Source organism: Myxococcus sp. AM011, assembly GCF_013372595.1.
Classification (GTDB): domain Bacteria; phylum Myxococcota; class Myxococcia; order Myxococcales; family Myxococcaceae; genus Myxococcus; species Myxococcus eversor.
In genome coordinates this window covers 22238-46864 of sequence record NZ_JABXEM010000055.1, presented here as the reverse complement: position 1 = coordinate 46864, position 24627 = coordinate 22238, and the positions used below count along the sequence as shown (strand labels likewise).

21 protein-coding genes and 1 pseudogene are annotated in these 24627 nt (G+C 68.8%); 14 read left to right on the top strand and 8 right to left on the bottom strand.

Annotated elements, in window-relative coordinates:
* Positions 1-554: pseudogene (locus HUW62_RS14325) on the top strand (hypothetical protein); the annotation flags it as partial.
* A gap of 43 nt (positions 555-597) precedes the next feature.
* Positions 598-1248, top strand: a complete 651-nt coding sequence (locus HUW62_RS14320; RefSeq protein ID WP_163864049.1) for a YdcF family protein — start codon at positions 598-600, stop codon at positions 1246-1248.
* 115 nt (positions 1249-1363) lie between these two features.
* On the opposite strand, the gene HUW62_RS14315 is transcribed toward HUW62_RS14320, so the two are convergent.
* Together HUW62_RS14315 and HUW62_RS14310 are read right to left on the bottom strand one after the other, a co-directional pair.
* A complete protein-coding gene (locus tag HUW62_RS14315) occupies positions 1364-2911 on the bottom strand; it encodes a trypsin-like peptidase domain-containing protein (RefSeq protein ID WP_176434765.1) in 1548 nt (515 codons plus the stop codon).
* A 167-nt stretch (positions 2912-3078) separates the two neighbouring features.
* On the bottom strand, positions 3079-3591 hold the full coding sequence (locus tag HUW62_RS14310) for a MarR family winged helix-turn-helix transcriptional regulator (protein ID WP_163864047.1): 513 nt from the start codon (positions 3589-3591) through the stop codon (positions 3079-3081).
* 118 nt (positions 3592-3709) lie between these two features.
* On the opposite strand from HUW62_RS14310, the gene modA reads away from it, so the two are divergent.
* From modA to modC, 3 genes are all read left to right on the top strand, one after another.
* Complete coding sequence (gene modA / locus HUW62_RS14305) at positions 3710-4471, top strand: molybdate ABC transporter substrate-binding protein (protein WP_217911314.1); 762 nt, start codon at positions 3710-3712, stop codon at positions 4469-4471.
* Positions 4468-5145 carry a molybdate ABC transporter permease subunit gene (modB, locus tag HUW62_RS14300; protein WP_176434763.1) on the top strand — a complete coding sequence of 226 codons (678 nt, stop codon included), beginning with the start codon at positions 4468-4470 and terminating at the stop codon, positions 5143-5145. The genes modA and modB overlap by 4 nt, the downstream gene beginning before the upstream one ends.
* Before the next feature lie 76 nt (positions 5146-5221).
* Positions 5222-6274 carry a molybdenum ABC transporter ATP-binding protein gene (gene modC / locus HUW62_RS14295; RefSeq protein ID WP_240356202.1) on the top strand — a complete coding sequence of 351 codons (1053 nt, stop codon included), beginning with the start codon at positions 5222-5224 and terminating at the stop codon, positions 6272-6274.
* 92 nt (positions 6275-6366) lie between these two features.
* Here the strand turns inward: modC and HUW62_RS14290 are convergent, their stop codons facing one another.
* Together HUW62_RS14290 and nagA are read right to left on the bottom strand one after the other, a co-directional pair.
* On the bottom strand, positions 6367-8394 hold the full coding sequence (locus HUW62_RS14290) for a glycosyl hydrolase family 18 protein (RefSeq protein WP_176434762.1): 2028 nt from the start codon (positions 8392-8394) through the stop codon (positions 6367-6369).
* 206 nt (positions 8395-8600) lie between these two features.
* Complete coding sequence (gene nagA / locus HUW62_RS14285; RefSeq protein ID WP_163864042.1) at positions 8601-9764, bottom strand: N-acetylglucosamine-6-phosphate deacetylase; 1164 nt, start codon at positions 9762-9764, stop codon at positions 8601-8603.
* A 516-nt stretch (positions 9765-10280) separates the two neighbouring features.
* On the opposite strand from nagA, the gene HUW62_RS14280 reads away from it, so the two are divergent.
* The gene (locus HUW62_RS14280; RefSeq protein WP_176434761.1) at positions 10281-11645 is read left to right on the top strand and encodes a hypothetical protein; all 1365 of its coding nucleotides are present in this window, start codon (positions 10281-10283) and stop codon (positions 11643-11645) included.
* A 19-nt stretch (positions 11646-11664) separates the two neighbouring features.
* On the opposite strand, the gene HUW62_RS14275 is transcribed toward HUW62_RS14280, so the two are convergent.
* From HUW62_RS14275 to HUW62_RS14265, 3 genes are all read right to left on the bottom strand, one after another.
* Entirely contained in the window at positions 11665-12081 is a 417-nt protein-coding gene (locus HUW62_RS14275) for a hypothetical protein (RefSeq protein ID WP_163864040.1), read from the bottom strand.
* Between the two features lie 195 nt (positions 12082-12276).
* Positions 12277-12582 carry a hypothetical protein gene (locus HUW62_RS48100; RefSeq protein WP_163863860.1) on the bottom strand — a complete coding sequence of 102 codons (306 nt, stop codon included), beginning with the start codon at positions 12580-12582 and terminating at the stop codon, positions 12277-12279.
* 799 nt (positions 12583-13381) lie between these two features.
* Positions 13382-15256 (bottom strand): glycoside hydrolase family 2 TIM barrel-domain containing protein, encoded by a 1875-nt coding sequence (locus HUW62_RS14265; protein ID WP_217911313.1) that lies wholly within the window; start codon positions 15254-15256, stop codon positions 13382-13384.
* Between the two features lie 260 nt (positions 15257-15516).
* Here HUW62_RS14265 and HUW62_RS14260 point away from each other — a divergent pair, with 260 nt between their 5' ends.
* From HUW62_RS14260 to HUW62_RS14240, 5 genes are all read left to right on the top strand, one after another.
* Positions 15517-15966 (top strand): hypothetical protein, encoded by a 450-nt coding sequence (locus HUW62_RS14260; protein WP_176434760.1) that lies wholly within the window; start codon positions 15517-15519, stop codon positions 15964-15966.
* Positions 15963-17537: a tyrosinase family protein gene (locus tag HUW62_RS14255; RefSeq protein ID WP_176434759.1), complete on the top strand. Its 1575-nt coding sequence runs from the start codon at positions 15963-15965 to the stop codon at positions 17535-17537. Before HUW62_RS14260 ends, HUW62_RS14255 begins: the two co-directional genes overlap by 4 nt.
* Positions 17538-17647: 110 nt before the next feature.
* Positions 17648-18895: a glucose-1-phosphate adenylyltransferase gene (glgC, locus tag HUW62_RS14250; protein ID WP_163864037.1), complete on the top strand. Its 1248-nt coding sequence runs from the start codon at positions 17648-17650 to the stop codon at positions 18893-18895.
* Between the two features lie 151 nt (positions 18896-19046).
* Positions 19047-19850 (top strand): HmuY family protein, encoded by an 804-nt coding sequence (locus tag HUW62_RS14245; RefSeq protein ID WP_176434758.1) that lies wholly within the window; start codon positions 19047-19049, stop codon positions 19848-19850.
* Complete coding sequence (locus HUW62_RS14240) at positions 19847-21382, top strand: MXAN_6640 family putative metalloprotease (RefSeq protein WP_240356201.1); 1536 nt, start codon at positions 19847-19849, stop codon at positions 21380-21382. Before HUW62_RS14245 ends, HUW62_RS14240 begins: the two co-directional genes overlap by 4 nt.
* On the opposite strand, the gene HUW62_RS14235 is transcribed toward HUW62_RS14240, so the two are convergent.
* The gene (locus tag HUW62_RS14235) at positions 21297-22403 is read right to left on the bottom strand and encodes an energy transducer TonB (RefSeq protein ID WP_176434757.1); all 1107 of its coding nucleotides are present in this window, start codon (positions 22401-22403) and stop codon (positions 21297-21299) included. The two genes, HUW62_RS14240 and HUW62_RS14235, sit on opposite strands and share 86 nt — an antisense overlap.
* Before the next feature lie 264 nt (positions 22404-22667).
* Here HUW62_RS14235 and HUW62_RS14230 point away from each other — a divergent pair, with 264 nt between their 5' ends.
* Genes HUW62_RS14230 through HUW62_RS14220 form a run of 3 tightly spaced genes read left to right on the top strand, consistent with a single transcriptional unit; the run spans position 22668 to position 24593 of the window.
* Positions 22668-23753: a type III polyketide synthase gene (locus tag HUW62_RS14230; protein ID WP_176434756.1), complete on the top strand. Its 1086-nt coding sequence runs from the start codon at positions 22668-22670 to the stop codon at positions 23751-23753.
* Positions 23747-24322 carry an isoprenylcysteine carboxyl methyltransferase family protein gene (locus tag HUW62_RS14225; protein WP_163864033.1) on the top strand — a complete coding sequence of 192 codons (576 nt, stop codon included), beginning with the start codon at positions 23747-23749 and terminating at the stop codon, positions 24320-24322. The genes HUW62_RS14230 and HUW62_RS14225 overlap by 7 nt, the downstream gene beginning before the upstream one ends.
* Positions 24315-24593, top strand: a complete 279-nt coding sequence (locus HUW62_RS14220; RefSeq protein WP_163864032.1) for an acyl carrier protein — start codon at positions 24315-24317, stop codon at positions 24591-24593. The genes HUW62_RS14225 and HUW62_RS14220 overlap by 8 nt, the downstream gene beginning before the upstream one ends.
* Positions 24594-24627: the final 34 nt, after the last annotated feature.

Sequence of the window (24627 nt, the reverse complement as noted above, 5' to 3'; positions counted from 1 at the left end):
GGGAGCAGCGGCTCGACACGGGGGCAGGTGGGGCCACCGGGGTGGCGGTGCATGGCAACCGCGTGCTCGTGACGGGTGCGTTCTTCGCGCCGCTCACCTTCGAGGCGCGGACGCACGCGGCGGAGCCGGGTGGCAGCGAGGCCTTCGTGGCAGCGTTCGACCGCGAGGGCACCCCGCGCTGGCTGCGGACCTTCGGCTTCGAGGGACTGGACCTCGCGACGGACGAGGACGACGGCGTCACCGTCGTGGGCCGCTACGCGCACGGTGACGATTTGGGCGCGGGCCCCGTGGTCGGTGCACCGGGCGGCACCCTCAACCTCTTCCTGGTGAAGCTGGACCGCGTGGACGGCGCGTTGCGCTGGGCGAGGGGCTTCCCGATGGCGCCGTCGGGGGATGGGGACTCCTTCGCGGAGCGCTGCTTCGTCTCGTCGTCGAGGAAGGGCGCGAGTGCGCTGCTGGGCGCGCGGCGCTCCTCGATGGACTTCGGGACGGGAGTGCTGAGCGAGCCCGAGGGCGGGGGGCAGGAGCTGTTCCTCGGGGGCTTCGAGCCTTGAGGAAAATCGGCGAACGGGGCGGCTCGCGGGTAACGTGGAGCGCGTGCCTCCAACTTCGCTGAGGGCGCGGCCCGGACGCGCGCGTCGACTCCTCGTGGTGTCCGTGGGCGTGGTGACGTGCGGCGTGTTCGGCCTCGCGTGGGCGGTGGACCGCTTCGGGCAGCGCGAGCGCGTGGAGTCCTCCGACGCCGTGGTGGTGCTGGGCGCGCGTGTGCTGGCGGGAGGTGTCCCGTCCGGAGCGTTGCGGGCACGCACGGAGAAGGCGGTGGAGCTGTACCGACGTGGCGTGGCGCCCAGGCTCGTCTTCTCCGGAGGCGTGGGCGTGCATCCACCCTCGGAGGCGCGGGCGATGCTCGCGCTCGCGATGAGGTTGGGCGTCCCCGAGGAGGCGTGCGTGCTGGAGGAGGAGAGCCACTCGACGGACGACAACGCGCGGCTGACGGCGAAGCTGCTGCGTGAGTTGGGCGCGCGGCGCGTGGTGGTGGTCTCGGACCCGTATCACCTGCTGCGCGCGCGACAGTATTTCCGACTCAATGGCTTCGAGGTGAGCACCAGCCCCGCGCTGGAGACCGAGCGCAACCTGCACTGGGTAGACCGTTTCTACTGGACGGTGCGCGAGGCCATCGCGCTGTTGCTGCATCCGCGTGTGCTATGGGCTCGCGCCCCTGGGGACGGAGCGGCTCCGGCCCCCTGAGCGTGGGACACGTCCGTCCGCCACGCCACGTGGACGTCGTCATGATTCTGGTGCTGTGAGTGCTCGCGGCTCGCGCCGACCTCCGGGCACGGTCCACCACGCCACGTGGACGTCGTCACGACTCTGGCGCCGTGAGTGCTCGCAGCTCGCGCCGACCTCCGGGCACTGCCACGCGCAGCAGCACGGGCTCCCCCGGGGTGGACTCCTTCAGCACGCGCGCCAGGTCCGTCGCGCGGCGCACCGGCTGACCGCCCGCCTCCACCACCACCATGCCCGGCATCAGCCCGGAGCGCTCGGCGCTGGATCCCGGCACCACGTCCGTCACCAGCGCGCCCGCGCGAGGCAGCTCCTGCGCTCGCGAGAGCCTCGGGTCCATGTCCGACAGGCTCAAGCCCACGCGCTGATGCGGCGGCTCCGCGTGCTCCTCCGGCGGCTTGCGCGAGGCCACGCCCTCCAGGTCCGGCCGCGTGCCCAGCTTCGCCTTCAGCTCCGTCTTCTTCCCCTCGCGATAGACGGTGAGCGGCAGCTCCGAGCCCGGCGCCTTGAGCGCCACCGTGCGCGTGAGCGCGCGACCCGAGGTGATGGGGCGTCCTCCCGCCGCGACGATGATGTCATCCGGCTTCAGGCCCGCGTCGGCGGCAGGCGTGCCCTCGTTCACCTCGGTGACGATGGCGCCCTCGCCCTTGGCCACGCCCAGCGCGCCGCCCAGGTCCGGCGTCAAATCCTGCACGGCGACGCCCAGCCAGCCCCGCGTGACGGCGCCCTTCTTCTCCAACTGCGGCAGCAGCTCCTTCACGAGCGAGCTGGGCACGGCGAATCCGATGCCGGAACCCTGGCCAATGATGGCGGTGTTGATGCCGACCACCTCACCATGGAGGTTGAACAGCGGCCCGCCGGAGTTGCCCGGGTTGATGGCGGCGTCCGTCTGGAGGAAGTCGTCGAACGGCCCCACCTGGATGTCACGGGCCTTGGCGGAGAGGATGCCCACGCTGACGCTGGAGGCGAGCCCGAAGGGGTTGCCGATGGCCACCACCCAGTCGCCCACGCGCAGCGCATCCGAGTCTCCCAGCTTCACCACCGGAAGCCCCTTCACGTCGCCCTGGAGCTGGAGCACCGCCACGTCCGTGAGCGGGTCCGTCCCCAGCACCTTCGCGTCCATCTCGCGCCCGTCGGGAAACTGGACGCGTATCTCCGTGGCATCCGCCACCACGTGGTTGTTGGTGAGCACCAACCCCCGCGCGTCGATGACGAAGCCGGAGCCCAGGCCCTGGCGCGGGCCTTCGTCACGCGGGTCCTCGAAGGGAGAGCCAAAGGGCATGCCGGGCATGCCTCCGCCGAACGGAGAGCTCCGCCCATCTCCATTCCACGGAGAGCCGGAGCGCGAGCGACGCGCGGGGGCGGCCTCGCGCACCTCCACGTTGACGACGGCCGACTTCACCGACTCCACCAGCGGCGCGATGGACGCGAGCGCCCCACGCATGTCCGGCGGCATCTGCTGCTTCGCGGGAGCGGCGCTGTCCGGGGCCACCTCGGGCGAGGGCGTGGCGGCGGACTCCTGCTCAGCGGTTGGCGGAGGAGCGGGCTGGGCTTCGTCCTGCCCGCGGCGGCAGCCCGCGAGTGTCAGGACCAGGCCCACGGCCACCGCGCGTCTGCTTGCTTTCATCGCGTGCCTCCCCTCGCATCAACGCCGCGCTGCCATGGTGCGGAAAGTCGTCCATCGGATGCGCCGGGCCTCGCCGGGCACGGAAGGACGCCGCGTGTCACTTGAGGTGGGGCGCCTCGGGAGAGAAGGCACGAGGAAGCGGGCCTTGCTCGCCCGCTCCACGGGCTTCAGGCCGAGCGCTCGCGGGCCGTCGTCGCGGCGCTCGGAGGCCCCAGCGTGTCGATGCGGCGCAGTAGCTTCTCCAGGATGCGGAAGAGCGCCTTGCGGTCCACGCCGTCGAGGATGGAGAGCAACTGGCCCATGCCCTGGGTCATGAAGCGCTCGAGCCGCTGGTAGGTCTGCATGCCCTCGGGCGTGAGGCGACAGCGGACCACGCGACGGTCGGCCGCGCTGCGCTCGCGCTGCAGGTGGCCCTCGCGCTCCAGCCGGTCGACGAGCCCGGTGACGGTCTTCTCGGTGACGCCCAGTCGGCGAGCAAGCTCGCCCATCGTGAGCGAGCCATCCTGGCCAAGCCAGAGCAGCGCATGCACCTGCGGGGCCGTGAACTGGAGCTGCTCGCAGGTGCTGGCGATGGGGTCACGGAGCGAACGGCGCCGGCCCAGCGCGAGCAGAAGCTGCTGGAGCTTCAGCACGTCCGCCGAGATGTCCTCATCCTCTTTAGGGTGGATATTCCGTGACACGGAGTATGGCTTAGCGGGCAGGGCCCCACGGGTCAACCCGTTGTCACGGCGTGGGCAGCCGTGCGGACAATGCGCTCCCCCTCGGGGGGAGCTAAAGGAGCGTCCAGGAGTGCGTACCATGTCCAGGCTGTGCGTGCTGTCCCTGATGCTCGTGGCGGGGCTCGCGAGCGCGGAAGAAGGCCTCGTCTTCGCCGCCGCGAGCACCACGGATGTGCTCCAGGAGTTGAAGCCCGCCTTCACCGCGGCCACCGGCCATTCGGTGGTGTTGGCGCCAGGCTCGTCCGGAGACCTGGCGCGTCAAGCGATTGCGGGGGCTCCCGCGGATGCCTTCCTCTCGGCGGACGTGGCGAGGATGGAGGCCGTCCAGCAAGCGGGTCTGGTGCAACCCGGGACGCGAGCCGACCTGTTGTCCAACCGGTTGGTGGTGGTGGTGCCGGTGGACTCGAAGCGGAAGCTCGCCGGGCCCGAGTCGCTGAAGGGACTGAAGCGGTTGGTGTTGGCGGACCCGGCCATCGTCCCCGCTGGGGTGTACGCGAAGGCGTGGCTGGAGAAGGTGGGGCTGTGGAAGGACCTGGAGTCCAAGGTCATCCCAGCACTGGATGTGCGGGCCGCGCTGTCGGCGGTGGAGGCGGGCCGCGTGGACGCGGGTGTGGTGTATGCGACAGACGCGGCGCAGTCGAAGAAGGTGCGAGTGGCGTTCGAGGTGCCCCAGGCGGACGCGCCCCACATCGTCTACCCGGTGGCGGCGCTGACGAAGGGCAAGGCACCCGAGGTGGGGAAGGCCTTCGTGCGCTTCCTGCAGACGGAGCCCGCGCGCGCGGCCTTCCGGCGACATGGCTTCATCGTGCTCGCGCCGGATGCGGGGAAGCCCGCGAAGTGACCGACGACACGACGGGGCTGGTGCTGTTCACGGTGAAGGTGGCGGTGGTGGCCACGCTCATCATCCTCCCGCCTGGAGTGGCCGCGGCGTACGCGCTGGCGCGCTGGCGAGGACCAGGGCGGGGCTTCGTGGACACGGTGCTCGCGCTGCCGTTGGTGCTGCCGCCGACGGCGGTGGGCCTGGTGCTGCTGGAGTTGTTGGGCCGCAATGGTCCGCTGGGGCGGATGCTGGATGCGGTGGGCGTGGAGGTGGTCTTCACGCCCGGGGCGGTGGTGCTGGCCAGCGCGGTGATGGCATTTCCCTTGTTGGTGCGCTCGGCGCGTTCGGGCTTCGAGGAGGTGGACCCAAGGCTGGTGGCGGTGGCGCGTACGCTGGGGGACACGCCGGCGCGAGCGTTCTTCCGGGTGACGCTGCCCCTGGCGTGGCGCGGCGTGGCGGTGGGCGCGCTCCTGGCGTTCTCCCGCGCGCTGGGCGAGTTCGGCGCGACGGTGCTGGTGGCGGGGAACATTCCCGGACGCACGCAGACGCTGTCGCTCGCCATCTTCCAGCACACGCAGTTGGGGCAGGACGCGCGAGCGCTCCAGTTGGCGGGCATCGCGGCGTTGCTGGCCTTCGTGGCGGTGTACGCCACGGAAGGGCTGACGCGCTGGCGGGGACGGCGGGTGCGCGCTTGAGCCTGGAGGTGTCCGTGAGCTTGGGGCTGACGCGTTGGCGGGGACGGCGGGTGCGCGCTTGAGCCTGGAGGTGTCCGTGAGCTTGCCGCTGGCGCGCTTCGCGCTGGAGGTGGACGTGCGGCTGGAGGGCGCGTCGGTGGCGGTGATGGGCCGCTCGGGCTCGGGGAAGACGTCGCTGCTGGAGGTGCTCGCGGGGCTTCGACGCGGCGCGCGCGGGCGAGTCGTGGTGGGAGGGCGCGTGCTGTTGGACAGCGCGGCACGCGTGGACCTGGCGCCGGAGGCTCGGCGCATGGGGTACGTGCCGCAGGACGCGCTGCTCTTTCCCCACCTCACAGCGGAACAGAACGTGCGCTATGGCGCGCGCGCGGGCCGGCCGTCGCGCGTCGACGAAGCCGTGGCGCTGCTGGAACTGGGGCCCATGTTGCACCGCTATCCGGCCACGCTGTCGGGCGGCGAGAAGCAGCGCGTGGCGTTGGCGCGAGCGCTGGCCACGGACCCGGCACTGCTGTTGCTCGACGAGCCGCTGGCCGCGCTGGACGTGACGCTGAAGGAGCGCGTGCTGCCGTACCTCTTGCGCGTGCGGGACGAAGCACGCGTGCCGATGCTCTACGTGACGCACCAGCTTGGCGAGGCGCGGGTGCTGGCGAAGGAAGCCCTGCTGTTGGAAGACGGGCGCGTGCGCGCGGCGGGGCCCGCGTCCGAGGTGCTGGGTGCCTCCGCACGCGGACTGCTGGCCTCTGAAGCCGAGGGCGAGGAGAACATCCTCGAAGGCGCGCTGGAACGAGTGCCCGAGGGTGGCACCCGGTTGCGAGTGACAGAGGGTCTGTCGCTCTGGGTCCCCGACGCGCCGGAACTCCCGCCAGGCACGCGCGCGGCCTACGCGGTGCCGGCCGAGGACATCCTCCTGTCCATGGGACCGCTGTCGGGAGTGTCAGCGCGCAACGTGCTCGCGGGCAACGTGGTGGGTGTGGAGCGCGTGGGGGCAGGGGAGGCCGCGGCCACGGTGGACATCGCGGGAACGCGGTGGGTGGTGCGACTCACGGAGGCCTCGGTGCGTGAGCTGGGCGTGGCTCCGGGAGTCCGCGTGCACCTGGCGGTGAAGACCTCCGCGTGTCGCAGGCTGCGATGAGCCGCGAAGACAGTGCCGCTGCCCACCCCCAGGGTGACGAGACACCGGACAAGGTGTCCCATCCCCTGGAAGCGGGCAATCACATCACGTGCTCAGTGCAGGCGCTGGTAGAGGACGTCGAGGAGTGAGCCGTCGTCGCCGCTCAGCTCCCAGAACATCGCGCCGCCCAGGTTCTTGCTCAGGATGTAGTCCGACTTCGAGTGGAGCGTCTGCGGGTCGTCATACGCAATCCACACCTGGGTGGACGGGCTGTAGACGTAGGCCTGCTTTGCCTCGGGGTGGATGAACTTGGAGTACCCGGAGCCGGCGCGCTCGTAGTTGGCCTTCACGTCCTTGTAGTCGAACACGCCCGTCAGCCCGGACTGGCCATCATCCCAGGTGCCGCGCGTGGGCACGCCATTCTGGAACAGGCCGTTGTTCACGTTCGGCACGCCGCCCCAGCCACGGCCGTAGAACGGAACGCCGACGACAATCTTGTTCGGCGCGACGCCCAGCTCGAGCATCTTCGCCACCGAGCCATCCGTGTAGAAGCCCGTGCTCGCGCCCGGGTCATTCGTCACGCGGTTGAGCGCCGAGTGGAAGTTGACCGTGCTCTCGAAGGAGCCGTGATAGTCGTAGCTCATCACGTTGATCCAATCGAGGATGTTGGACAGGTTCTTCGTCTCCTGCTGGTTGGCGAGCAGGGCCGGCGAAGCGCCCGTGGCGATGGTGAGCAGGTACGGCTTGCCCGTCTGCGCCGTCACCGCGTTGAGCTGGCTGCGGAACTCCGCCATCAGCGCCGTGTAGTTCTGCTTGTCCGCCGGGTTGTTGGTGTTGCCGGGCAGGCCGCCGCCCACCGGGTACTCCCAGTCGATGTCGATGCCGTCGAAGACGCCGGTGCCATTCACCGGGTCCACGCCGGGATACTGGCCCTTGATGAACATGTCGACGCAGGACTTCACGAACGCCGTGCGGGACGCCGCGGTGGCGGCCACCTGCGAGAAGTACTTCGACCACGTCCAGCCACCGACGGAGATGAGGACCTTGAGGTGCGTCTGCGTCCGCTTCAGCTCCTTGAAGGCGCGGAAGTTGCCGCGCAGCTGCCCCGGGTCCCACTCGCCCGACCAGCCGCCGCCCTTGTCGATGTCCGCGAACACGTCACCGAGGACGCACTTGCCATCCGCGGAGATGTTGGAGAACGCGTAGTTGATGTGCGTCAGCTTGGCCGCGGGGATGTTCGAGACCTGGTAGTTGCGGCCGTAGATGCCCCACTGGGTGAAGTACCCCACGATGCGCTTGCTCGTGTTGCCGCCGGGAATCGCGACCGTGACGGGGACCTCGCGCGTGCCCACGTTGCCGGCCGCGTCGAAGGCCCGGAAGATGTAGTTGTAGGAGCCGTTCTGCGCGGCGCTGGAGAAGCTGCGCGTGAAGCTGTTGCCAGTGGAGACGACGGTGCCGTTCTCCAGGAGTTCCACTCTCGTCACACCCACGTTGTCCGAGGCGGTGGCCGTCAGCGTGACGGAGCCCGCGGCGGTGATGTTCGTGGTGCTGGCGGTGAGCGTGACGGTGGGCGCGGTGGTGTCACCGGGGATGGTGATGGCCACCGTGACGGGGACCTCGCGCGTGCCCACGTTGCCGGCCGCGTCGAAGGCCCGGAAGATGTAGTTGTACGTGCCGTTCTGCGCGGAGCCGGAGAAGCTGCGCGTGAAGCTGTTGCCCGTGGAGACGACGACGCCGTTCTCCAAGAGCTCCACGCGGGATACGCCCACGTTGTCGGTGGCCGTGGCCGTCAGCGTGAGCGAGCCCGGCGCGGTGATACGCGTGGTGCTGGCACTGAGCGTGACGGTGGGCACGGTGGTGTCGCCGCCTCCCGCGGGCCCCAGGTCCAACCACAGGGACGCGACGGCTGGAGGCGTCCAGTCCGCTTGCGACGTGTGCGCCTGACGGCACTGGTAGAGCCGACCACCGTAGGTGACTTGCGTGCCCACCGAATAGGCGACGCCCACCGACCACTCCGTGGCGAGCGGGGCCTTCATCACGCTGCCAGGGCCCTCGCCCTGCGAGGAGGAAACGTCCTGCCCGCAACCGCCAGCGGACAGAGCTGTCACCATCAGTCCAATGAACCACTTGCTGCGACGCATGCTTGCTCTCCTCGGTGCGAGCCCAGGGCGCACCACGCGTCGTCCACGCGTGGTTGGCTCGGGAACCCGTTTCCAGGAAGGAGGCTTGGACCTATTATTCCGGGTTAATGCCTCGCGGCATTCCGAGGAGAAATCGGTGTGAGGCTTTGCGGTGGACGGTGTGGATGGAAGAACACGCGCTCACCGGAAGCAAGGCCTGTATGGCCTCAGTGCCACTGTTCGTTTCCACCCACCCACGTGGCCTGCACGGAGAGGTCCTCGCGCAGCAGGGTGAGGTCCGCGCGGTATCCGGCGGCGAGCCTGCCCAGTCGCCCCTCCAACCCGAGCGCCTGGGCGGGGTAGAGGGACGCCATGCGCAGGGCTTCCTCCAGCGGGAGGCCGAGCAGGCGGAGGCAGTTGCGCACCGCCGCTGACATATCGATGTCCGCGCCCGCCAGCGTTCCGTCCTCCGTCACGAGCCGGCCGTCCCGGCGCAGGATGGTGAGGCCGTACAGGGTGAAGGTGGACTCTTGGGTTCCCACGGGTGGCATCGCGTCCGTGACGAGAATCACCTTGCCGGGGGGCTTGGCCTTCAAGAGCTGGCGAAGGTTCGCGGGGTGGACGTGGTGGCCGTCGACGATGACGCTGCACCACGCCTCGTCCGCGCTGAAGCCCGCCTGGACGGGTCCGGGTTGGCGGCCCAGCACCGGAGGCATCGCGTTGAACAGGTGGGTGAAGCCGCGCACGCCGGCCGCGACGGACTCCATGGCGCGCTCGAAGCTCGCCGTGGTGTGGCCCGCGAAGAGGACCGCGCCGGCGTCACTGAGGCGTCGCAGGATGGCGTCCTCCACGCACTCCGGCGCCAGCGTCATCAGCAGTCGTCCGCCCGCGCAGGACAGCTGTGCCGCGAGCGCGGTGAGGGACTCGAGGTCGCTCGGCTCCGGCTGGCGGATGTAGCGCGGCGCGTGAACGCCGGGGCGCTCGGGGCTGATGAAGGGGCCTTCCAGGTGGATGCCGAGCACTCCGCCACCGGGACGGGCCATGGCCTCGGATGCGGCCGCGCAGGCGCGCGTGGTGAGGTCGGGTGTGTCGGTGATGAAGGTGGGGAGCAGGCCGGTGGTGCCCGTGCGCCGCATCGTCGCGGCGATGGCGAGCGCGGCGTCGACGGTGGGGGACTCGTTGAACAGGACGCCGCCCGCGCCGTTGACCTGGAGGTCGATGAAGCCAGGGGCGAGCAGGGTGTCCGAGGGCAGCGTGCGCGGGGTGATGCCCACGGGGGCGTCCTGACGCGGGACCACCGCGACGATGCGCTCGTCGTCCAGCACCACCGCGTGCCCGTCGAGAACGCCCTCCCCGGTGAATACGCGGGCGCCCAGCAGGACCTGCGTCATCTCGGGGTCTCCATCATCCCCGGGTCGAAGAGCTCGGCTTCGTGTGTGTCCACCGACATCACTCCTCCTCGGGTCGAATCCGCTGGATACCACCATGAGCCGCACAGTGCTGTCCGCATGATGGACAGAATGGTTGCTCGCCTGTCCGGTGTGGCGGAGGGCTTCACGGGGACCGTTCGATGGGAGCACGGTCGCGTGCCGACGCTTCGACGAACTGGAGCCAGGAGACACAGGCGGACCGAGGCCGGAGAACAGCGGCATCCGGAGGCCTCTCGATATCGAGGGACCGCTGAGGGGGCGGCGGGCCTGCGCGTGGCCCGCAGGCATCCGCATGTGCCTCCGTGGCCAGCATGTCTGGTGATGCTTCAGCGCTCGGCGACGCTTGGGATTGAACAACCCGCCGTGTGAACCCAGGCCTGGGGGTTGTTTCCTGGCGTGTGCCTCACAACTCCGTGGAGCGCTTTCGTTGAGCAAGCGCCTGGGCTGTGCCCCCGTGTACGGAAGAGGAGTCAGGTGATGCGGAGATTGCGGACGAAGACAGTCACGCTCGGTGTGGTCCTGCTGGGCTGGGTGGTGCTCTCGGGCTGCGGGCAACCCGAGGAGGGCGTGGCGCCCGAAACGCACGGAGACGACGTGGGCCGCCCCATGGCATCCCAGGAGGCCGTGGGTCCGCCGAGCGTGCGCGCGTGGCAGGTGCTGGACCCGGGCCTCATCTATCGCGGCAACACGCGCTCCTCGCGCATCGCACGGGACAGCGCGGGCAACGTGCTCACCCTGGCGAGCTACTGGCGAAACGGCTCCGAGCGCACGCTGGAGTTGCTCAAGCTGAACCCCTCCGGGCAGGAACTCTGGCGCAAGGTCTTCGCGTGGCCCGTGGCGCAGCTCCAGCCGGCCGAATCCGACTTCTATTCGTTCCCGGACCTGGTGGTGGATGCCTCCGACAACATCCTCCTGGCGGGCCACGCACCGGAGACGATGGACCTGGGCGATGGCGCGCTGGGCAAGCGCTCATTCGTGGCGAAGTTCTCTCCAGCGGGGACGCTGCTGTGGAAGAACGCCCTGTGTGACGAGCTGGGCATCCGCGCCGTCGCGGTCGACTCGCAGGGCGCGGTGTGGCTCGGAGGGCAGGTGGGCCTGAACTGCAACGTGGGTGGTGGTGTCCGGTGGCTGCTGGATGTCCCAGGGTGGCAGGGCTACATCGCGAAGTTCGACGCGAATGGCGACTACGTCTTCGACCGCGCGATAGGTGGCAAGGGCGACCGCGTGGAAGTCATGGACCTGAAGACCTCCTCGGACGATGGCATCGTCGTCGTGGGGTGGCGCTATGTCTTCAACCGCGGTCCGGACCGGGTGGCCTTCGTGTCCAAGTTCGCCCGGAACGGTCCGCACCGCTGGTTCCACGAGTACCCCGAGGCCACTGGCGGCTTCCACTCCGTCGCCGCGCTCGGGGACGACATCGTCGCGGTGGGCAGCTATTCGGGGACCGTGCGCTTCAAGGGACAGGACTACCCGGGAGGCATCTGGGGACGTGGCAACATCGCCGTGTACTCGCTCACCGGAGAGGAGCGCTGGATGACGCTGCTCGGGGGCTGGGTGAAGGACGTCTCCACGGGCCCGCTTGGCATCGCGGTGCTGGGCGCGTGCGACGCCACCTGCCCGCCGCCCGAGGTCCAGTTCGGCGGAACGGATGGAGTCCTCGGGCTCTACTCCCCGACGGGAAGTCGACTCTGGGGCGTGGGGCTCGGGCCCTTCCACGGCGTCGCATCGGAGCTGACGTACCACCCCACGGGCGAGGTCTCCCTCACGGGGAACGTGGACGTCGATACGTCGTCGACGCCGTTCAGCGCGAAGCAATCCATCCAGCGACTGCGGCCCCAGTAGCGCGCGGCGCCTCCTCGCGTCAGAAGCGACCGCCGAGTCCGAACGAGGCCCTGTCCTGGACGACGTTCAGCGTGGGCGCGAGGCCCAGGGGAAGCGTGAGGCTCCTGGGCATCCTCGCGGCTGCGCGCGGCCGCCGGGTCCACTCCGATTCGATGGCACAGTCGTCGTCCCACTCGTCGCATGTCGGCTGCGTGTCGCCAGAGCCAAACGTCGCCAGGACCACAATCCCGGCCAGGGGGGCCAGGAGCAGCATGTATCCGCACCTGTCATGGCCATTGAGGCACAGGTAGGTGGCACCGATGAGCCCACCTCCGGCGACGACCAGTGCCAGGCCCAGGGCTACCGGAGACGTGGAGGTCTCGTCCGAGGTGTCGCTGGTGCTGGTGTCGAGTCCTCGAACGCCGTGGAACCTCAGCAGGGCGTACCGCTGGGACATGCGAGTGTCCCGCAGCCGCGCGGAACGTTCTCTCACAGGGAAGTCGAAGGGACGGGGTTTCGCGCTGACGACACCCGGTGAGAGAACCAATGCAGCGAGCACCACGAAGCCACACAGATGCCTGTTCATGAAGTCCGTACCCACACGTGGCGCCGGCCAGCCACGAGGGGCACGCAGAGCAAGCCTCATGCCCCATCAAGCCACGAGGAGCGATGATGCGGCTTCATGCGCAAGGTGTGCAGCGCGCTGCACACGGACCGCGACAGCGTGGGCGCGGTCAGGGGGACGCGCCTGCTCGGCCTGGGCCTGTCGTGCCTCCAGCTCGCGGTAGTGCTCGGCGAGGACGTCGAAGGCCTGCTTGCGCTGGCCCGTCTCCGAGAGCAGCCCCTTGCGATTCCACCCCTGCTGGTAGACGGGACGTTGTCTCCGCGGCGAGCGGAAATCCTTCAGCACCCACGGCACCATGCCCCTGCGCACCGCATTCCGCGCAAGGAGTCGCATCGTCCATCGAGCGCGGCCCTCGGGCGGCGATGCACAAGCCATCGCTACCATCTCGCCAGCCTGCTTCTCCGATAGGAAATGACCAGCCGACCAGAATAGCATCCGTCGCATGCTCAAAGGACGATTGCTGCTCGCTACCCTCTTCTTGGGTCTCTCCTACCCCGCCATCGCAGAAGACGAACTCGTCGACCCCGCGTGGCAGCAAGCCGCGAACAGAGCATGTGGAAGCGGACAGACTGCCAAGCCAGACTTCAACAAGGTGGACTATGAGGTTTGCAGCAATGTTCGTTGTTCTGACGCCCAGGGAAGGATGACGAAGACGGTCACTCTCGCGGACGGCTCGCCATGTAAGTATACTTTTATCACGGCCCCTCCCTTTCCAACCTTCCCTGGCACTTGTTCTAGGGGCCAGTGTCAGGTGAAGGGAGGGCTGAATCGCTAACAATAATTGAGACTGGAGCAGTCGCCCAAGGCAGCGGGCCCATCCATCCTGATTCTTGTTCGGCTCTCATCCTATAGTCGCCGTTCGGGAGAGAGCGAAGTCGCCCTCCCCCCTGTATCAGGGAAGAAGTCGCCTCGGCTGACGACGAGGTGCGCACCTGGACTGCGCGGCACCGACACATGACGTTGTGCCTGGTGGCACACGTCTTCCTGGCTGCCGCGCGCGCCATGGCCAACCTTCCATACCAAGCCGTTGCCAGGCAGTGTCACTACCGGACCCGAGAGGCGCCGAGCGAACTACAGCTGTAGGACTGAGCTCATGGGCACTGGCCTCGGTCAAAAGCATCTCGTTTCAGCGTCAGGGCGTGGTGCGCGCCTGTTCGGCCTGGGCCTGTCGTGCCTCCAACTTGCGGTAGTGCTCGGCGAGGACGTCGAAGGCCAGCTTGCGCTGGCCCGTCTCCGAGAGCAGCCCCTTGCGATTCCACCCCTGCTGGTAGACGGGGTGTTGTCTCCGGGGTGAGCGGAAATCCTTCAGCACCCAGGGCGACAGGCCGCGCAGCGAGGGCACCTTCTCGCTCATCGCCAGCGTCTGACGGTGGTACTCGGCCTGGAACTCCTCGGAGAACTTCCGCTTCAGTCCGGGCTCGTGGAATCCCGCCTGCGCGTCGGCGCCGAACTCGGAGAAGATGAGCGGCTTGCCCGTGTCGTTGCGCCAGCCGATGCCCGGCAGGTCCGCCAGCGCGTCGTCGGAGTACCAGCCGTTGTAGGTGTTCACCGCCGCGACGTCGAGGTGGCTCACCAGCGGGTCCTTCACCACCATCACCGACTTCCCCTTCTCCTGGACGCGGTCGATGAGCAGCGCCGCCGTCACCAGCCGCGTGTCGTCGAGCGCCCGCGCATCCGCCGCCAGCCGCGCCAGGAAGGCATTGCGCGCGTCGCTCACCGGCGTCTCGTTGGCCACGCTCCAGAAGGCGATGGAGGCGCGGTTGCGGTCCCTCAGGATGTTCTCCGCGAGCATCCGCCGCGCCGTCTCCAGCGTCTCGGCCCGGGCGAAGTTGACGCGCCAGTAGACGGGAATCTCGCTCCAGACGAGCAGCCCCATTTCATCCGCCATGCGCGTCATGACTTCCGCGTGGGGATAGTGGGCCAGCCGCACGAAGTTGCCGTGGAGCCCGTGCTTCACCTCGCCGAGCAGCGCGCGCGCCGCGCCGGGAGTCATGGCCCGCGTGGGGTGCTTGCCCAGCTCTTCTTCGTGCAGGCTGATGCCGCGCAGGAACACCGGCTTGCCGTTGAGCAGGATGTCGTGGCCCTTCACCGCCAGCGTCCGGAAGCCGATGCGGTCCACCAGCCGATCCTCACCGGCCTCCACCGCCACCTCGTAGAGCGTGGGCTGCTCGGGACTCCAGCGCTTCAGCGCCGAGGGCTCCACCGCATCACCCGTCCAGCTCCCATCCGCGCCAGTGCGTCCCTTCAGCGTCAACGCGAGCGCGGGGACGTGCACCCGCACGTCGGAGCCACCGGCCTTTTCACCCTGGAGTCGCACCGTCGCGCGCAGCCGTCCGTCGTCGCCCAGCCGCACCCACGCATCATCGATGTAGGTGGCGGGTGTCAGCACCAGCCGCACGGGCCGGGTGATACCGCCATAGGTCTCCCAATCCGTGACGGTGGGCGGCACGGTGTCGTTGGAGCGGACGGAGTCGACGCCCACCGTCACCTGGTTCTCTCCCGTGCGCAAAAGCGACGTCACCTCGAACGCGAAGGGCGTGAAGCCTCCCTCGTGCGTTCCCACGGGCTTGCCATTCAAATACACGCGCGCCACGTAGTCGGCGGCGCCGAAGCGCAGGAACGCCCGCTGTCCCGGGGCCTTGGTCGCGGTGAACGTCCGCTGATACCAGACGAGGCCGTCGTAGTAGCGCATCGTCTCGTCGTGGGAGATCCACGAGCCGGGCAGGTGGACGACGGGCGAGCGCTGCATGTCGTACTCATAGAGCGCCATGGGGTTCGCGCGCGTGAGGACATCGACATCCACATCGTCATAGCGCCGGTGCCCGGGCCCGGCCTCCGCGCCATGGAAGCCCGCGAGCCCATCCCGGTACGGGTCCACGGACCAATGCCATGCACCCGACAAATCCTGTCCGGCACGGGCCTCCACGTTGACCAGCACGGGGCCGACCCGCGCGGGTGTCTGGGAAGGTGCACCCGCGAGGGCTTGCGTCGCCAGTCCGACAATCACGGTCATCCCTCCGCATCGTTGCTTGAGCCACCGTCCCAGCATTGTCATGCTCCGTGATTGCAAGCGTGTCCTCCACGCCTCGGCACGCGTCGCGAGAGGCGCAGGCTAGGCAGGGAGGGCCGCCCCTGTCGAACACAGGTGCGGGTCCGTCATCCGAGTCCCCGAGGTCGGGGCCACCCCTCATCCCGTAAGTCCTTCCCGAGGGTGGAGTCACACACGTCGGGCCCAGGCCTCAACACCTCACGGGATGAGGGTGACGTATGTCCACGCCGAACGACGAGGCAGCGCTCCGTCCCGCGCCACCGCCGGGGGCGACAGCGCGTTCAGTCCTCACCGTCCTCTTGAGCGTGCTGGTGGCGTTCTTTCCCAAGTGCGCCATGTGCTGGGCCGCCTACTTCAGCATGTTCGGGAGCGTCTGGCTGGCGCGCACGCCCTACGTGGAGTGGCTCTTCCCCGCGCTGCTGGCGCTCTCCGGGGTCCATCTGCTGCTCCTGTGGAGGAAGGCGCCGCGCAGGGGATACGGCCCCTTCGTCCTCAGTCTCCTGGGCCTCGCCGTCATCGTGGGCGCGCGGGGCCAGCTCGAACCTGTGCGCTGGCTGTTGTTCCTCGGCATGGCGCTGATGGTCCTCGGCTCGCTGCTGAATGGCTTCTCCATCCGTCCAACGAAGGTGGCTGTCCCAGGCTTCACGGGAAGGCAGGGTGAATCATGACGACGCAGACGTTGAGGATCCGCAGGTCCATCCAGGAGCTTCAAGACGCGTACACCCAAGGGAACAAGAAGCCGCTGGAGGACCTGATGCGCGCCTGGAAGGGCGTCAAGGAGCTCCCGCCCGATGACCCGCGCTCCTTCTTCAAGCTGGGAGGCTTTCATGGAGAGCCCTTCCGTGGAGCCGGCTGGGGCAATGCCTCGTACTGGGGCGGCTACTGCAACCACGGCAATGTCCTGTTCCCCACCTGGCATCGCATGTACCTGGTGAAGCTGGAGGAGGCCCTGCGCGGAGTTCCAGGCTGCGAGGACGTCACGCTGCCCTACTGGGATGAGACGAGCGAGGAGTCCATCCAGAAGGGCATCCCCTGGGCGCTGACGGTGAAGGACTTCGAGCTCGACGGGGAGTCGATTCCCAACCCCCTGCGCTCCTTCGTCTTCAACCAGGCCATCGTCGACCACATCGACCACGACAAGCCGAGCTACAGCAAGCCCAAGGGGTACGAGACGGTGCGCTATCCCTTGTCGGGCCTGGTGGGGAGCAAGGAAGACCTGGCCGCGACGCGGCTCCACAACAAGCACTACTCCGACTACGACAAGAACGTGGAGCTGCTCAATGCCAACGTCGTCAACTGGCTGAACTCCATCATCATCGTCGACGACAAGCCCGTCTCCACCCACGTGGCGGACAAGTACAAGAGCTGCCTGGAGGCTCCCAACTACACGGTGTTCTCCAACAACAGCTCCGCGGCGCAATGGAATGGCGAGCGGCCGGGCACCGAGCCCGTGGTTCCCCTGGAGGAACCGCACGACAGCATCCACCTGGCCGTGGGCGGCTTCGATTATCCCGGCGCGACGGACTACTCCCCGATTGATGGCGCCAACGGGGACATGGGCGAGAACGACACGGCGGGGCTGGACCCCATCTTCTTCTTCCACCACTGCAACGTGGACCGCGTTTTCTGGCTCTGGCAGAAGCGGCAAGGCTTCACCGACCACCTGGATATCATCGCCGGGTACCCCGGCACGAACTCCGTGGACGGCCAGGGCGCCACGCCCGGGGTGGCCCCCAATTCGTGGCTCGGCCTGGAGTCTCCGCTCGCGCCGTTCAAGCAGGTGGAGCAGGGCCGGGAGCGCGACTGCACCTCGCTGGACTGCATCAACATCGAGCGGCAGCTCGGCTTCACCTACAGCAAGGGCTCGCTGGAGGACCCGGCGGAGCTCGAACGCATGACCTTGAAAGCGGGGCGCGGCACGCAGGCGCTCCATGTCACGGGCATCAACCGCGCCCCCATCCGAGGCTCCTTCCTGGTCTCCGCCTTCGCCAACATCGGGGGAAAGCGCCACCACGTGGGCACCCGGGCCGTGCTGAGCCGCTGGAACGTGTCGGGCTGCGCCAACTGCCAGACGCACCTGGAGGTCCAGGCCTTCTTCGGGCTGCACGCGTTCCCGGAGAAGCTGCTCCAGGGCGCGACCTATGAAGTGGAGATTCGCGGTCGCGACGGCGTGCTCGCCAGCCACGCGAAGCAGACAGGGCCCACGGGCAAGCGACTGTTCCACCTCGAGGTGAAGTAGGCGCGGAGCCGGTCCATGACGCACGAGGACTTCTCGTGCGTCATCGCCGTGAAAACGGACATCCCTCCGTGGCGCCCTATACTGAGGGCCACGGAGGGGTACAACTCAGCATGGGTACGCGCATCCTCGGCATGGTGCTGGCCGGAGGCCAGGGAACTCGGTTGTCTCCGCTCACTCAGCGGCGCTCGAAGCCAGCGGTGCCCTTCGGCTCGAAGTTCCGCATCATCGACTTCGCGCTCAACAACTTCATCAACTCCGGCATCTACTCCATCTACGTCCTGACGCAGTTCAAGGCGCAGTCGCTGACGGAGCACATCCAGCGCGGCTGGCGCTTCGGCTCGGTGCTGCTGTCGGACTACTTCATCACCCTCGTGCCCGCGCAGATGTACCTGTACGAGGAGCTGGGGCCCGTCTGGTACCGGGGCACCGCGGACGCCATCTACCAGAACATGCATCTGGTGGAGAACCACCGCCCCGAGCACATGGCCATCTTCTCCGGCGACCACATCTACAAGATGAACGTGGCGCACATGCTGGAGCTGCACGAGGACCAGCGCGCGGACATCACCATCGCCGCGTACCCCACGCCCCTCGCGGATGCGCACCGCTTCGGCGTCATGCAGGTGGACGAGCGCGGCCGGGTGACGGAGTTCCAGGAGAAGCCCAAGAACCCCAAGCCCATCCCCGGCCGGCCCGACACCGTGCTGGCCAGCATGGGCAACTACATCTTCCGCAGCAAGGTGCTCGCGGAGCTGCTGGAAGTGGACGCCAAGACGGAGGGCTCCCAGCACGACTTCGGCAAGGACGTGCTGCCGCGCGCGCTGCGCGACGGCTACCACATCCAGACGTACGACTTCGCCAAGAACCCCATCCCCGGGCAGACGCGTCCCAACACCTACTGGCGCGACGTGGGGACGCTGGACGCGTACCACGAGGCGTCCATGGACCTGGTGTCCATCAACCCGGAGTTCGACATCTTCAACGCCGAGTGGCCGCTGCGCACCGCCAGCGAGTACAGCCCGCCCGCCAAGTTCGTCCACGAGTCCGGTGACAGGGTGGGGCGCGCGCTCAACTCCATGGTGGCCGGTGGCTGCATCATCTCCGGTGGCGTGGTGCGCGAGAGCATCCTCTTCCGCCGCGCGCGCGTGAACAGCTACGCCAGCGTGCAGCGCTCGGTCATCTTCGACGAGGTGGACATCGGCCGCCACGCGCAGGTGAAGAACGCCATCATCGACAAGGGCGTGCGCGTGCCGCCCAACACGAAGGTGGGCTTCGACCTGGAGGCGGACAAGGCGCGCGGCTTCACCGTCACCGAGGGCGGCATCGTCGTGGTGCCCAAGGGCTACCGCTTCGAGTGACGCCTCACAGCCCGCGCCTGCCGTCCACGGCATGGAACTCCCCAGTCTTGGGGACAAGTGTTGAATCTTTAATATTGAAAATGAGAATCGTTATCAAGTAGGGTGTCGGACCTGTCGAGTGGGCAGTGGGCCCACTGAGAGGGAGACGCGAATGATGAGCCATACCGAGGAGGCGCTGCCGAAGCGCGCCGGACAGCAGGGCCTGTGGGTGCTGGTCGCCGTGGGAATGTCGCTGGCGTTGCTGGTGAGCTGTGGCGAGGACGACCCGAAGGACCCGGAGCCCGAGCCCGAGCCGGAGGTGTGCGAGGCGAGCCAGGTGACGTGCACCGAGCAGACCATCGACCGGCTGAGCCTGCTGTCCGCGGTCTCCACGGGCGAGGTCCGCGAGGAGGGGACGACGGCGGGTGAGTTCCACACGTTCATCGACACGCGCGCCGGTGGCCTGACGCCGACGATGTCCTATACGTACCTGCGCTTCACGCCGACGGGGCTGACGCAGGTGCAGATTCACGACCAGGCGGCGCTCGCGTCGACGGACTGGGACATCGCGGTGCGTCGCTACACCATGCGCGTCAACAGCGGCACGTCCGGTCCGTCCTGCGTCGCGGTGGCGAACACGCCCGAGGGCACGGCGTTCGCCTCGGTGACGTCGAAGAGCGCGGCCACCGGTGAGTTCAAGACGGAGGCGTGGTTCGATGCGTCCTGCACGCTCATCCCCGACGACTCAGGCCTGGGTGGCCCCGCGACGCTGCTGGGCGGCTTCTGGACGTACCAGAGCTGCGTGGAGATGACGGGCCGCATCTTCATCGTCCGCCTGGCGGACGGCCGTCACGTGAAGCTGGAGGTGACGGGGTACTACGAGCCCTCCGCGCAGCAGGTCTGCAACGAGACGCACTCGGTGCCGCAGCCGAGCGGCTCGGGCTCCATCCGCATCAAGTGGGCGTTCCTGCCATGAGACTGGGGGCGTGGCTCCTGCTTCTTCCCCTGGGATGTGGCCCCGTGCAGGCGTCGCGGGAGCCGCATGAGCTTCCCGAGTCGCTCGGCGAGGCGCGAGCGGGGCAGCAGGCGGGAGCGCGCCCCACCTCACCCCAGGCGGTGCCGCCGAACTTCGGCGCGGACGAGCGGGTGGAGTCGGTGGTGTCCCCGAAGGGGCGCTTCCGGGTGCACTTCTCGCGCGTCGGGCTCAACGCGGTGTCGCCGGCGGACGCGGATGGCAATGGCGTGCCCGACGCGGCGGAGGTCGTCGGGCAGGCCTATGAGCGCGTCGCGGATTTCTACGTCGGGCTGGGGTTCCTCCTGCCGGGCAGCGACGCGGCGGTGGGCGAGGACAACGGTGGTGATGGGTTGTTCGACGTGTACCTCGTGGACTTCGCGGGCCGGGCGGATGGCGCCTTCCGGCTGGATGGCTGCGAGGAAGAGGACCGGAAGTGCGTGGGGCACATGCTCCAGGAGAACGACTTCGCGGGGTACGACTACCCTTCGTTCGAAGCCGCGGTGAGCATCCTGGCCAGCCACGAGTTCTTCCACGCGGTGCAGGCGGCCTACCGGCCGGGCCTGGGCAGCGTGGCGTCGGAGGGCTCGGCGGTGTGGGCCAGCGAGCGCTTCGATGAGACGCTCGATGACCTGGAGCAGTTCTCCTCGTCGTATCTCTCCCGGACGGACCGCGGCCTCGTGTTGGACCCGACGGGGCCGGCCGCGTCATTCAGCTATGGCGCAGGGGTGTTCTTCCAGTACCTGGGCGAGCGCTTTGGAGACCGGGTCATCCTGGCGCTGTGGCAGGAGAGCCTCGCGTCGCCGACGGCGCCCTGGTACGTCCTCTTGGACACGGTGCTGCGTCGCGAATGGGGCGCGGACTTCGACACCGCCTTCACCGAGTTCTCTCAGTGGAACCTCTCCACGGGCGCGCGGGCGCGCGTCGACCAGGGCTATGCGCGAGGGGGCGGGTATGACGGGCTGGCGCCGTCGGCCAGGACGCTGCCCACGCAGGAGGCGGATGTCCGGGTGACGACCGCGTCGACGCGCTACTTCGAGGTGCCCGGTGGTTCGGCGGAGGTGCTGGCCACGTACACGCTCAAGGCCGGCGAGGACCCCGCGATGCTGCACCTGCTGGTGGCGGCGGTGACGGACACGCAGGTGTTGCGCGTGTCGCGCGCGGAGGGCTCCGGCACGCTGTCCGCGAAGGTGGCCGCGTCGGATGCGAGCCAGGTCATCATCGCGGTGGTGGATGGCCGCCACGAGGGCGTGGGCCGCTATGGGACGCTCTGCCTCACGGCGGATGCGACGGGCGCGCCGTGTGTCGACGTGACGCCCGGCCCCAAGGACCCCGAGGACGATGACGGGGGCTGCGGCGCGGCGCCGGGCGGCCTGGGATGGGTGGCGCTGGTGCTGGCTTTGCTGGCGCTCAGTGCACGGCCGAAGCGGGCGCGGGTGCCGGCGCGGGCGCATCCGACGGGCACTGGCGCTGGTACTCCGCCAGCGCGCTCTTGAAGCGCGCCTGTTCCTCCTGGGGCCACTCGGACGGGAGCTTCGCGATGGCCTGCTGCTGGTCGAGCAGTGAGTCCGAGCAGCGGCCACGGTGGAATGCCACCCGTGCCACCGTCTCCAGCACATAGGGATTGTCGGGCGCGGACTTCTTCGCCACGCGCGTGAGCGGCTCGGCCTCGACGTAGCGGCCGGCCTGGGCATGCAGCCATGCCAGCTCTGTCGCGGACCACCAGTACTCGGGCGACAGGCGGTTCAACTGGGCCAACGCTTGGGTGTACCCGGCGTCCTCGGGCTTGTCCCGTGCGAGCACTCGGGCCAGATGCACCCAGGCCGCCGAACTGGTTGGAAACAGCTCGGTCCGGGTCCGCGCCCAGTCCAGCTCCTCTTGTGCCGTGAGCGTCACGTCGCTGAACGTCGTGTTGAATTGGAAGACGTACTCCATCTCGACGGGGTGGCCCGCCAGCTTCGCCGGCTCGAACCGCATCGTCCGCACCGAGGCGATCATGGCCTCCGTGAGCCCATACGGCGCGGACTCCAGCACCCGGATGTTCCGGACCTGGCCATCCACGCCCAGGCGGGATGTGAGGACGACGATGGCCATGGCCCTGTTGAGCATGGCTTCCGGCGGAAACAAAGGGGCCTGGCCCGCGATACGCTTGGGCCGCTGGAACCGTGTACGCATGTAGTCGCACGCTTCATTCAGGTCCGCCCTGCATGCCGCGCCGATGTCCGCGGAGGCCTGGCGGAGCTGCTCCTGGGTGGGCGTCCCAGACAGCGCCTGGACCGCTTCCGCGAAGACGCTGGGGGCCTGCTCGGGCTCCACCTCGATGGTCGGCGAGGAGTCTCCGGGCGGGCTTCCGGTGGGGCCGGAGAGCTTGGGGCCCTCAACGGTCGGGTCCAGGTAGTGCGCCATGGCGCGGGACAGGTGCCCATGGCTCGCGGGCAGCGAGGGAACCCGGGCAGAGTGGCCACAGGCGGTGGCCCCGAGCAGCAGGGCGCAGAGAACGACATGCAGAGGACGCATCGCCGCGCACGCTAGCGGACCTCCAGGCGCCTGGAGAAGCCTTGCCCAAGGCGTGTCCAAGGTTGCGGGCCGGACGGCGCTGTCAGACGTGTGACAGGGCGTCCAGCCCCTCCTTCCCAGGGAGGAGTTCGCCGTCGACCGCGCGACAGTGCGAGGGGCGCCCGGCGTCAGGACTCGTTCAAGTCCCCGCGAGCCATATCGCGTCTGTCCCGAGTTCCAGCTAAGCGTGGGGTCCTGACCGCCGCACGGACCCCCGAGACCTTCATGCACAGCGCATCCGGCCAGGACAGCAGCGCGCCCTTCATTCGTTCGGTGGGCCGGGCGCTCCCGCCCCACTATGCCTCGCAGGAGCAGCTCATCGCGGCCTTCCGGGAGCTGTGGGCCAGGCGCCACTTCAACCTGGAGCGGCTCGAGGACCTTCATCGCAACGTCCAGGTGGGGGGCCGCTACCTGGCGATGCCCATTGAAGCGTACCCGGCGCTCGTGACGTTCCAGCAGCGCAACGACGCCTGGATTCGCGAGGCCACGGCGCTCAGTGAAGTCGTGGTGCGTCAGGCGCTGGAGCAGGCGGGGCTGGTGCCAGCGGACGTGGACCACGTCTTCTTCGTCACGGTGACGGGCATCGCCACGCCGAGCATCGAGGCGCGGCTGGCCAACCGGCTGCGCTTCCGCGAGGACCTCAAGCGCACGCCCATCTTCGGGCTCGGCTGCGTCGCGGGCGCGGCGGGCCTGGCGCGGGCGGCGGACTACCTGCGCGCCTTCCCCTCGCACACCGCGCTCGTCGTCTCCGCGGAGCTGTGCTCGCTGACGCTGCAGCGCGAGGACCTGTCCATCCCCAACATCATCGCCTCCGGCCTCTTCGGTGACGGCGCGGCCTGCGCGGTGCTCAGGGGCGCCAGCGCTCCCGGCGCGAAGGGGCCCCGGGTGGTGGCGTCTCGCTCGGTGTTCTATCCGGACTCCGAGCGCATCATGGGTTGGGACGTCGTGGACTCGGGCTTCAAGGTCGTGCTGTCCGCGAAGGTGCCCCAACTGGTGAAGGACCACATCCAAGGCAACGTGGATGGATTCCTCGCGACGCATGGGTTGAAGCGCGGTGACATCCGTTACTGGGTGGCGCACACCGGCGGGCCCAAGGTGCTGGAGTCCTTCGAGGAGGCGCTGGAGCTGGACAAGGACGCGCTGGCGCGCTCCTGGGCGTCCTTGCGCGAAGTGGGGAATCTGTCCTCGGCCTCGGTGTTGTTCGTGTTGGGGGAGACTCTGGAGCAGGTGGCGGCGAAGCCCGGGGACTACGGATTGATGATGGCCATGGGGCCTGGGTTCTGCGCGGAGATGGTGCTCTTGCGATGGTGACCGGCACACAGGCCGTCTTCCTGGGCTACATGGGCCTGCTCGGGGTGGAGCGACTGGTGGAGCTGGTGCTCTCCAAGCGCAACGCCGCGTGGGCCTTCGCGCGGGGCGGGGTGGAGACGGGGCAGCCGCACTACCGCTTCATGGTGGTGTTCCACTCGCTGTTCCTCGTGGCGTGCCTGGCGGAGGTGTTCCTCCTGCACCGGCCCTTCCTGGGGGCGTGGAGCTGGGTGGCGCTGGGGGGCGCGGTGGCGGCGCAGGGGCTGCGCTACTGGGCCATCAGCACGCTGGGCCCGCGCTGGAACTCGCGCATCATCGTCGTGCCGGACCTGCCGCCGGTGATGGGCGGCCCGTACCGCTTCCTGCGCCATCCCAACTACGTCGCGGTGGTGCTGGAGCTGGCGAGTGTGCCGCTCATCCACGGCGCCTGGTGGACGGCCGTGTTCTTCTCGGTGGGGAACCTGGTGCTGCTCTCCGTGCGCATCCGCGCGGAGGAGGCGGCGCTGGGGGACGCGTACGCGCGCGCCTTCTCCCACCGTCCCCGTTTCCTCCCCGAGGTGCCCCGTGGCTGAACTCGAACTGGAAGTCGTGGCGGAGATTCGTCGCATCGCCGCCGATGAGCTGGAGTGGAAGGGCGTGGTGGAGCCCCAGCACGACCTCGTCAGGGATTTGCAGCTCGACAGCCTGGGGCTGACGGTGCTGGCGGTGGGGCTGGAGAACCGCTTCCGCATCCGCCTGTCGGAGGAGGACGCGCAGGGGGTGCGCACGGTGTCGGACCTGGCGAAGCTGGTGGTGCGCCGGGTCGCCTCGACGGCGCGCCCGCCCACGGAGGTCCGCTCGTGAGGGGGCCCACACTGCCGAAGGTGCGCTTCCCCAC

Excerpts from the sequence above, each read along its gene's own strand:
- nagA (WP_163864042.1), bottom strand. The coding sequence starts at position 9,764 with ATGACGCAGGTCCTGCTGGGCGCCCGCGTATTCACCGGGGAGGGCGTT.
- HUW62_RS14245 (WP_176434758.1), top strand. The coding sequence starts at position 19,047 with ATGATGAGCCATACCGAGGAGGCGCTGCCGAAGCGCGCCGGACAGCAG.
- modA (WP_217911314.1), top strand. The coding sequence starts at position 3,710 with ATGTCCAGGCTGTGCGTGCTGTCCCTGATGCTCGTGGCGGGGCTCGCG.
- HUW62_RS14290 (WP_176434762.1), bottom strand. The coding sequence starts at position 8,394 with ATGCGTCGCAGCAAGTGGTTCATTGGACTGATGGTGACAGCTCTGTCC.
- HUW62_RS14235 (WP_176434757.1), bottom strand. The coding sequence starts at position 22,403 with ATGCGTCCTCTGCATGTCGTTCTCTGCGCCCTGCTGCTCGGGGCCACC.
- HUW62_RS14280 (WP_176434761.1), top strand. The coding sequence starts at position 10,281 with ATGCGGAGATTGCGGACGAAGACAGTCACGCTCGGTGTGGTCCTGCTG.
- HUW62_RS48100 (WP_163863860.1), bottom strand. The coding sequence starts at position 12,582 with ATGCGACTCCTTGCGCGGAATGCGGTGCGCAGGGGCATGGTGCCGTGG.
- HUW62_RS14240 (WP_240356201.1), top strand. The coding sequence starts at position 19,847 with ATGAGACTGGGGGCGTGGCTCCTGCTTCTTCCCCTGGGATGTGGCCCC.
- HUW62_RS14225 (WP_163864033.1), top strand. The coding sequence starts at position 23,747 with ATGGTGACCGGCACACAGGCCGTCTTCCTGGGCTACATGGGCCTGCTC.
- glgC (WP_163864037.1), top strand. The coding sequence starts at position 17,648 with ATGGGTACGCGCATCCTCGGCATGGTGCTGGCCGGAGGCCAGGGAACT.
- HUW62_RS14260 (WP_176434760.1), top strand. The coding sequence starts at position 15,517 with ATGTCCACGCCGAACGACGAGGCAGCGCTCCGTCCCGCGCCACCGCCG.
- HUW62_RS14230 (WP_176434756.1), top strand. The coding sequence starts at position 22,668 with ATGCACAGCGCATCCGGCCAGGACAGCAGCGCGCCCTTCATTCGTTCG.
- HUW62_RS14255 (WP_176434759.1), top strand. The coding sequence starts at position 15,963 with ATGACGACGCAGACGTTGAGGATCCGCAGGTCCATCCAGGAGCTTCAA.
- HUW62_RS14275 (WP_163864040.1), bottom strand. The coding sequence starts at position 12,081 with ATGTCCCAGCGGTACGCCCTGCTGAGGTTCCACGGCGTTCGAGGACTC.
- HUW62_RS14315 (WP_176434765.1), bottom strand. The coding sequence starts at position 2,911 with ATGAAAGCAAGCAGACGCGCGGTGGCCGTGGGCCTGGTCCTGACACTC.